The following is an 8,341-nucleotide window of genomic DNA, read 5'->3' as shown; positions in this document are numbered from 1 at the left end:
AATTTGCAACGCCATCTGGTCTCCCGGCGAACTCTCCATCAAACTCGCGCCAGGTCATTCGCTGAGTGGTTCGAAATTGCGGCTGCTTGATCTGGGGTAGCGTCGGCTATTTTGGTTCAACTGAGTTAACGTGACAAAGCCGTTCTGATTTCTCCCAGCGATTTTCCGGCGCAAGAGTTTTTCAACAAAATCGGCCGCATGCCTTTCATTGGGCAATACGCACCATTTCGCCCAAAAATTAGGCGAATAATGGCTGATGTATACTATAAACTTATCAAGCTATGCAAAACTTCATCGAAAACTGATTTTGTGCCATTGCTTGGGAAGCAACGCTGCTCAATGATTTGGTATAGACGCAAAATACCAAAGGGGATCTGTATCATGAAACGCTTTACCACCGCAGCAACACTTGCTGCATCGTTACTATTTACCGGTGCCGCAGTAGCGCAGGACAAATATACTGTCGCGCTGGACGGCACGTTCGCGCCGCACGCCATGCCCAAGCTGAGCGGCGGAATCGAAGGCTTCAATGTCGATCTGGCCAACCTGATCGGGGAACGGTTGGGCGTCGAGATGGATATCGTTGCGACGCAGTTTTCCGGCATCCTGCCGGGCTTGCAGGCGGGGACCTATGATTTTGTCGTGGCACCCACGACAATCACCGAAGAACGGGCTGGAAACTTGCTTTTCTCTGAAGGCTATCTGAACACCGACTTTTTGTTCCTTGTCGGGGCGGATGCGCCCGAAATCACAGATATGAAGGAATTTGCCGGTAAAGTGATTGCGGTCAACAAAGGGTCAGCCTACGACAGTTGGGCGCGCGAATTAGCGGATGAGATTGGCTGGACAGTCGAAAGCTATGGTACCAACACCGACGCGGTTCAGGCCGTGGTGTCGGGCCGCGCCTTTGCCAATGTGGCGGGCAACACCGTGTCGGCGTGGGCCGCGCAGAAAAACCCGAACGTAAAGCCCAGCTACCTGTTCTCGACCGGGAAAGTCTGGGGCATGCCGTTCCGCAAGGGCGACGAGGAGCTGCGCGCCACAGTGGAAACGGTGATAGAATGCCTCAAGATCGACGGCACGATCGCAAAACTGCATGAAAAATGGTTCGGTATGCCACCCGCAGCGGGATCGGCCGCGGTCACGCCCATCGCCGGGTTCGGAGAGCCGGGCTACGAAGGGTATGTGGACGACGGGCACGAGCCGTCTTGCTGATCCTGGCGTTAGACTGGCGTAAAATATGACTGTGATGCGGGGGCCATCCCCGCATCACCAAACTTGCCTGACCGACCCAACGGCACTCTCATGACCAAAGCCATCCCATCTCTGGACGTGCGCAACCTACGCAAATCCTTTGGCACGTTTGAGGCGTTGAAAGGCATTAATCTCAGCGTTTCGCATAGTGAGTTGGTCTTCGTGCTTGGGCCGTCGGGGTCGGGCAAATCGACGATGCTGCGCTGTTGCAACCGATTGGAGGAACCCGATTCCGGGGATATCCTTCTGGAAGGCGACCCTGTGACCGGGCGCGGCGTAAACCTTAACGCGATCCGCCAGCGCATCGGCATGGTATTTCAATCGTTCAACCTCTACCCCCATATGAGCGCGGTCAAAAACGTAACGCTCGCCCTGCGAAAAGTGCGCGGCATGTCGCACTCCGATGCCGAGGCGTGGGGTATGGAGGCGCTGGCGCAAGTGGGGCTGGCTGACAAAGCGAGTAATTACCCCTCCGAACTGTCCGGTGGTCAGCAACAGCGAGTCGCAATTGCCCGTGCGCTGGCGTTGGAACCAAAGGTGATGCTGTTCGACGAACCAACCTCGGCGCTGGACCCGGAACTCGTGGGCGACGTGCTAGAGGTAATGCGGGACATGCGCAATTCCGGCATGACCATGCTTGTGGTCAGCCACGAGATGACATTCGCCCGCGATGCTGCGGACCGCGTAATTTTCATGGATGAAGGCCAGATCGTGGAACAGGGGCCACCCGAACAGATTTTCGGTGCGCCGCAACGCGAGCGGACCAAGGCGTTCCTGTCGCGGGTATCGGATCACTGACATGACCCAGTGGGAGCGCTTTCTGGATACGTTTTTCAACGCCGAAGTGCTGACGCGCTATACACCGGACATCCTTGCCGGTCTCTGGGTTACGGTGCAGCTTTCATTGCTGATCGTTGTTGTAGGCATCGGTCTGGGTACTACGCTTGCGATGCTGCGCGCCTACCACATCCGTCTTCTGTCGTTGATCATCATCGTCTTTGCCGACGTCTTCCGGGCCATACCGCCGCTGGTTCTGATCTTGATCGCATTCTTCGGTTTGCCTAATGCAGGGTTGTTCCTGTCGAGCTTTGTCGTGCTGTTTGCCGTACTGACCCTGACGCTGGCAGCCTTCGCGGAAGAAATCGTCTGGGCCGGGATCACGTCGGTGGATCGCGGCCAGTGGGAGGCCGCGCGGTCCACCGGCATTGGCTTTACAGGCACGCTGGTCTGGGTAGTGCTACCGCAGGCGATGCGCATGGCGATCCCGCCTATGACTAATCGGGCCATTGCGATCACCAAGATGACAGCGCTCGGTACGGTAATCGGGGTGCCCGACATCCTCAATCAGGCGACCACGGCGCAAAGCTTTTCAGGTAATGCGTCACCGCTGATGTTGGCCGCAATTGCCTATGTGCTGCTGTTCCTACCGCTTGTGATCCTTGCCCGATGGCTGGAAAGCCGCTTTGTTTGGCGGAAGGCGTAAGCGATGGACCGGTTGATCGAACAGTTCTTCAACCTTGAGATCATGATCGCCGCATGGCCGATGATTCTTCAAGGACTAGGCGTGACGATGCTAATCTGTCTTGCTGTAATCCCGATGGGGTTGGCGGGCGGTTTACTTGCTGCCCTGGGTTCTGCAGCGAAGTCGCGCTGGATCAGATGGCCGGTAATCGCACTGGTGGATTTCTTCCGCGCCATCCCACCGCTTGTCCTTCTGATCTTCGTCTATGCCGGGTTGCCGTTCGCGGGGGTGCAGCTGTCACCTTTCATGGCGGTGGTGATTGCGTTCTTTCTCAATAACTCAGCATACTACGGCGAAATCTTCAGGGCTGGCATCCAGTCTGTCGGCTACGGTCAAAGCGAAGCCGCGCGATCCACCGGCCTTAGCGCGCCCCAGACCCTGGCGTATGTCGTATTGCCCCAAGCGGTGCGCAACGTGTTGCCAGACCTCTTGTCGAACACCATCGAGGTGATCAAGCTCACGTCGCTCGCGTCGGTCGTATCGCTTGGCGAAATGCTGCACGCCGCAGATATGGCGCGGTCCATCACCTACAACGCTTCGCCCATCGTGCTGGTTGCACTTGTTTATCTCGTGCTGCTTTGGCCAATGGTGCGAGTGGTTAGCCGTTTTGGCAAAAGTTTGCACGCATGATAAATCAGGGAGAGCCACTATGCGGGAAATCGTGATTGGAGGCGCGCAGCTTGGCGCGATCCAGAAGGCCGATACTCGGGAAGCAGTGGTCGATCGCATGATCGCCTTGTTGCAGCAGGCCAAGGGTGCAGGGTGCGATCTTGTGGTGTACCCCGAACTGGCGCTGACCACGTTCTTTCCGCGCTGGTACATCGAGGACTCCGCCGAAGTTGATCAGTGGTTCGAACACGAGATGCCGAATGACGCCACACGCCCGCTATTCGATGCGGCAAAGGCAGCCAATATTGCGATCAGCTTTGGGTATGCGGAATGCACCCCGGATGGGCACCACTTCAACACCTCGATCCTGACGGATCGCGAGGCGAACATTATTGGCAAATACCGCAAGGTCCATCTGCCGGGCCATTCCGAATACGACACCGAACGCGCGTTTCAGCATCTGGAAAAGCGCTATTTTGAACCTGGCGATCTTGGCTTTCCGGTCTGGCGCAACATGGATGCGCTGATGGGCATGTGCATCTGCAATGATCGCCGTTGGCCCGAGGTCTATCGCGAGATGGGCTTGCAGGGCGTTGAATTGGTTATGCTAGGTTACAACACGCCTTCAGTGAACAGCCAGATGTCGGACGAAGGCTTGGAAAAGCGCCTTTACCATTCGGACCTGTCTATGACTGCAGGCGCGTATCAGAACGCTACATGGGTGGTTGGTGTCGCTAAGGCGGGCGATGAAGATGGCCATCCGCTCATGGGTGGGTCGATCATAGTCGATCCAAACGGCTATGTCATGGCGCGGGCCGAAACCGAAGGGGACGAGTTGATCGTGCATGCCTGTGACATGGATGCCTGCGCTTTCGGAAAGACGACGATCTTCGACTTCGGGCGGCACCGCCGGATCGAGCATTACCAGCGGATTGGCACACAGACCGGTGTTGTGCTGCCCGACGCATGGCCGACCTCCTGAATCTGGACTCTATTAGCGCACAGAACCGTTACAAACTGTTATCGGCGCTGGTGATCCCACGTCCAGTGGCGTGGGTGACGACGGTGAACGCGCAGGGTGTGGTCAATGCTGCACCCTATTCGTTCTTCAACGTGTTTGGGCGGGACCCGGCGCTGATCATTCTGGGCCTTCAGCACAAACCCGATGGCAGCGCGAAGGACACCACCCGCAACATCGACGCGGCGGGTGAATTCGTCGTCATCCTTGCCACCCCTGCGCTGATTGCGGACATGGTGAGAACGGCAGCGTCCTATGATCCGGGCGAAAGCGAACCCAATGCGTTGGGGCTGAAACTCGCACCGTCTGGCCGACGCTCCCGTTGCAATCGAATGCGAACGCATGATGGCGCTGTCGCTGAGCGCGGAACGGTCGATCCTTCTGGCCGGGCGGTTGGCTGGGCTACGCGCGACGGGTTGGTGGACACCGACACGATGTATGTCGACTGGGCCGATGATTATCCGGTCGCGCGGCTTTTCGCGGATCGGTATGCTCGGCTGGAAGAGATCGAACGGCACAGCATTCCAGATCCGTATCGACCAGAGACGTCAGGGGAGGACAGGGAATGACACGGCCGTGTTGCACAGATCAACTTAAGTGCGGAACGCGCCCTTCCCGAGACGGATTTCAGGCGGTGCGTTCGAAATTGGGCCTGCCAAGTTCGGTCATCCGGTTGAGCACGCGGACGCCAATATTGGCTTCTGTTTTCTGATTGTTGAAGGTGCGCGCCTTGAGCTTTGACCCGATAACGGTCTTCCAGCGGCCCATTAGGGATTCGCCTCGGCTCCGCTGATTGTAGCCCGATGACTTCTGCCATGCTATGCGCCCCTTGCTTTCAATCTCGGCGATATGGCGGTCGCGTGACGTCGGATGCTGCGCCGCGTTCGGACTGAATACTGCGTTCTTGGGAGGCGGAATTATGACCTCGATCATCAACCCAAACCGAGCCGCAAGCAAAACAGATGTTGGATTACCGTCATACGCACCGTCCGCCAGAAACAGGTCAGCTGGTCCATTGACTTGATCCAGCAACCCCGGCAGGGCAGTCGGATCTCCAATGTCATCCGTGGTTAGACCAGAGCAGACGATCTCACCGCTAACAAGCTCGAGACCAAGGTGTAGCTTGCGCCAACTTTTGCGTTTCGCGTTGGTTTTATGCTTCTCCTCAAGCCATGCGCCCTCGCCGAAGATCTTCAGGCCAGTGCTATCTACCACCAATTGTATTGAAACTTGGTTGTCTGTCCTTGGTCTTGGTCGCAATATCAGACCGTTACTCCGGCGCGACAACGTGGAAAAATCAGGCACTGCAATCTCCACTCCCAGCAGCGTCGCGATTGAGCGCATCAAGCCTTGGGTCTGCCGCAGCGGTTGCTTGGAGACCATGCCCAGTGTCAGGCAAAGCTCGATTGCCAGATCAGAGTAATATGGCTGACCACCAGGGGTTGTTCGACGTGGAGCCGCCCACAGATCAAGCGCGTCGTCGCTGATCCAGACCGTCAGATCCCCGCGCTGTCGCAGGCCCTCGTTGTATTCAGACCAGTTGGTCACCCGCTGCTTTTGCTTCGGAATTTTGTCACGCCGATCAGCGTTGAACTTGTGCGGCATATACAGCATCCTCAAGATAGTAAGCCGTGACCGATATCAGCCGAGTGGGGCTCCGTGCAACAAGGCTGGTTGGCACGATCCTTGTCACACCTTCTCGAAGTGATCGAGCGTCTCGAGTCCAAGGGCGCGTTCTTCAGGTCTCTGCAGGACCCTATCGACACGTCCTCACCGCAAGGCAAGTTCACTATGCAGGTTCTGGGCGCTGCGGCCGAATTTGAGCGCGCCCTGATCCGCGAACGGACGAAGGCCGGTTTGGCCAGCGCAAGGACCAAAGGACGCGTGGGTGGCAACCCGGGCTTGCGCGACCGCGACCCCGCCGCGCTGCGCAAAGTGCGACTGGCCCGGCAGGATGGCTACATGGAGCGCCTGAATGACACCGCGCAGGAGTGGGTGCCGCATGTGCGTCGCCTCCGGCCCGATATGGCTTGGGAAGACGTGCTGCGGATCATCAATGGTCCCCTGTCCCACGACGGCCGCTGGACCCAGAGTCGCTTGCTGCGTGCCGTGAAAGCCTATGTGCGTGACGGGTTCCTGCCCGCAGAGGTGCTGGACCGTGCCGGACGCCGCGAAGCAGACGACCGCCTGCCTGCGATTGTCGCTGCGATCAAAGGCGCAGATCCCGGCATCACGCTGCAGGCGATCTGTGACCGGCTGGAATCCATGCGTGAGCGCACGCCGCGTGGACGCATGAGCTGGCAGCCGTCGTCCGTGAGGATGCTGCTGGAACGGGCGGAGCGAATTGGGTTGTTGGAGTGAGTTTTGGCGCAAAGCCTGTTCGTCACTTCAGGCTAATTCACAAATTGGGCTGGAACGTTAGCCGCACAATAATTTAACCTTGCAAATCTTCCACCTGATGGAGTAATTGCAAGGTATGTATATGCGCCAAACTCATCAACTTGTGCAATCCGCGCTGGCGAACCAAGCCGCTGTTGTGCTCCTCGGTCCCCGGCAGGTCGGGAAGACCACGCTTGCTCTCGACATCGCTTCGGAGCAACCATCGGTATACCTTGATCTTGAGCGTGACGCAGACAGGCAGATCCTGACCGAACCAGATCTCTATCTGGATGAACAAGCAGGAAAACTCGTCATCCTCGACGAAGTGCAGCAGATGCCCGGCCTCTTCAAAAGCCTGCGTGGTCAGATCGACCAGCGCAGGCGGGCCGGGTTTCGTACGGGGCAGTTTCTGCTTTTAGGGTCAGCCTCCAATGTTCTCCTGCAACAATCGGCAGAGTCCCTCGCTGGAAGAGTCCGGTATATCGAAATGCCCCCTCTGCAACTTACCGAGGTTGGGGCTGATCAATTGAATGCGCTATGGTTGCGTGGTGGCTTTCCTGACAGTTTCTTGGCTGCCAGCGATCAGGCCAGCATGGACTGGCGTCTAGATTTCCTGCGCACCTATCTGGAGCGTGACATCCCTGCCCTCGGGCCGCGTATTCCGGCCGCAACCTTGCGGCGCTTCTGGACCATGTTGGCGCATGTGCAAGGCGGCCTGCTGAATGCTGCTGCCCTCGCAGAGGGGCTCGGTGTGTCGGGCCAAACCATCGGTCGTTATCTCGATCTGCTCGTCGATCTCATGCTGGTGCGGCGGCTGCAGCCCTGGCATGAGAATGTCGGCAAACGCCTGGTGAAATCGCCAAAAGTCTATGTGCGGGACAGCGGGATCGTGCATGCGCTGTTGAGTATTGGTACGACCGAGGGCTTGCTCGGGCATCCTGTCGTCGGCGGCAGTTGGGAGGGGTTCTGCATCGAGACCCTTCTTGCCGCGGCGCCCGCCGGCACCGAACCCTTCTTCTATCGCACCTCTGCCGGAGCCGAACTTGATTTGGTTCTGCGTTTGCCGGGTGGCGACATCTGGGCCGTCGAGATCAAGCGCACGACCGCGCCGAAGGTTTCTCGTGGTTTCCACACCGGCGCAGAAGACGTCAAAGCCAACCGGAAGCTGCTGATCTACGCCGGAGAGCGTGATGTCCCGGTGGCAGAAGACATCCGGGCAATACCTCTCGGACAGGGAATTGGGCTGTTGAGAGCGCTTTAGCGCAGCGCTGGCTTTTCCCGCTGCGCGCCTGCGCGAGTTCCAAGGTATTTTCTTGTTTAGGTCAGTTTCAACAGAGTTTCCAATTTTCCTTGGTATCTTTCTCGACCGCCGGACGTCTCCCGATGCGGCCCTGTTGCATGGAATGGGCCTTGTTGCGGGGATCGCCTCTCCGCTGATACCGATGCGGTCTGTTCCCACTAGGATCCTGCAAATGCCTCACAAGTTCAACGCCGATCGTCGAGACAAGATCCCGAAGCAACGGCATCGAGTGACCAACTGGGCCGAGTATAACGAGGGC

General features: G+C 57.9%; 8 protein-coding genes and 2 pseudogenes. 9 read left to right on the top strand and 1 reads right to left on the bottom strand.

Annotated features, from left to right (window positions below; all coding sequences use genetic code 11):
* Positions 1-381: 381 nt before the first annotated feature.
* From Q1B15_RS01075 to Q1B15_RS01050, 6 genes are all read left to right on the top strand, one after another.
* A complete protein-coding gene (locus Q1B15_RS01075) occupies positions 382-1,215 on the top strand; it encodes a transporter substrate-binding domain-containing protein (RefSeq protein WP_299748847.1) in 834 nt (277 codons plus the stop codon).
* A gap of 90 nt (positions 1,216-1,305) precedes the next feature.
* The gene (locus Q1B15_RS01070) at positions 1,306-2,052 is read left to right on the top strand and encodes an amino acid ABC transporter ATP-binding protein (protein ID WP_299748844.1); all 747 of its coding nucleotides are present in this window, start codon (positions 1,306-1,308) and stop codon (positions 2,050-2,052) included.
* A 1-nt stretch (position 2,053) separates the two neighbouring features.
* The gene (locus Q1B15_RS01065) at positions 2,054-2,737 is read left to right on the top strand and encodes an amino acid ABC transporter permease (RefSeq protein ID WP_299748841.1); all 684 of its coding nucleotides are present in this window, start codon (positions 2,054-2,056) and stop codon (positions 2,735-2,737) included.
* A 3-nt stretch (positions 2,738-2,740) separates the two neighbouring features.
* A complete protein-coding gene (locus Q1B15_RS01060; protein ID WP_299748838.1) occupies positions 2,741-3,406 on the top strand; it encodes an amino acid ABC transporter permease in 666 nt (221 codons plus the stop codon).
* 19 nt (positions 3,407-3,425) lie between these two features.
* Complete coding sequence (locus Q1B15_RS01055; RefSeq protein ID WP_299748835.1) at positions 3,426-4,367, top strand: N-carbamoyl-D-amino-acid hydrolase; 942 nt, start codon at positions 3,426-3,428, stop codon at positions 4,365-4,367.
* Positions 4,352-4,972: a flavin reductase family protein gene (locus Q1B15_RS01050; protein WP_299748832.1), complete on the top strand. Its 621-nt coding sequence runs from the start codon at positions 4,352-4,354 to the stop codon at positions 4,970-4,972. The genes Q1B15_RS01055 and Q1B15_RS01050 overlap by 16 nt, the downstream gene beginning before the upstream one ends.
* A 58-nt stretch (positions 4,973-5,030) precedes the next feature.
* Here the strand turns inward: Q1B15_RS01050 and Q1B15_RS01045 are convergent, their stop codons facing one another.
* Positions 5,031-6,008, bottom strand: a complete 978-nt coding sequence (locus Q1B15_RS01045; RefSeq protein ID WP_299748829.1) for an IS5 family transposase — start codon at positions 6,006-6,008, stop codon at positions 5,031-5,033.
* Between the two features lie 69 nt (positions 6,009-6,077).
* On the opposite strand from Q1B15_RS01045, the pseudogene Q1B15_RS01040 reads away from it, so the two are divergent.
* From Q1B15_RS01040 to Q1B15_RS01030, 3 genes and pseudogenes are all read left to right on the top strand, one after another.
* Positions 6,078-6,764, top strand: a pseudogene (locus Q1B15_RS01040) (recombinase family protein); the annotation flags it as partial.
* A gap of 115 nt (positions 6,765-6,879) precedes the next feature.
* Positions 6,880-8,043, top strand: coding sequence for an ATP-binding protein (locus tag Q1B15_RS01035; RefSeq protein ID WP_299748826.1), 1,164 nt, complete (start codon positions 6,880-6,882; stop codon positions 8,041-8,043).
* A 52-nt stretch (positions 8,044-8,095) separates the two neighbouring features.
* Positions 8,096-8,341, top strand: a pseudogene (locus tag Q1B15_RS01030) (hypothetical protein); the annotation flags it as partial.

Source organism: uncultured Boseongicola sp., from assembly GCF_937988555.1.
In the GTDB taxonomy this organism is placed as follows: Bacteria; Pseudomonadota; Alphaproteobacteria; order Rhodobacterales; family Rhodobacteraceae; genus Boseongicola.
This window is presented reverse-complemented; position numbering and strand designations above follow the sequence as displayed.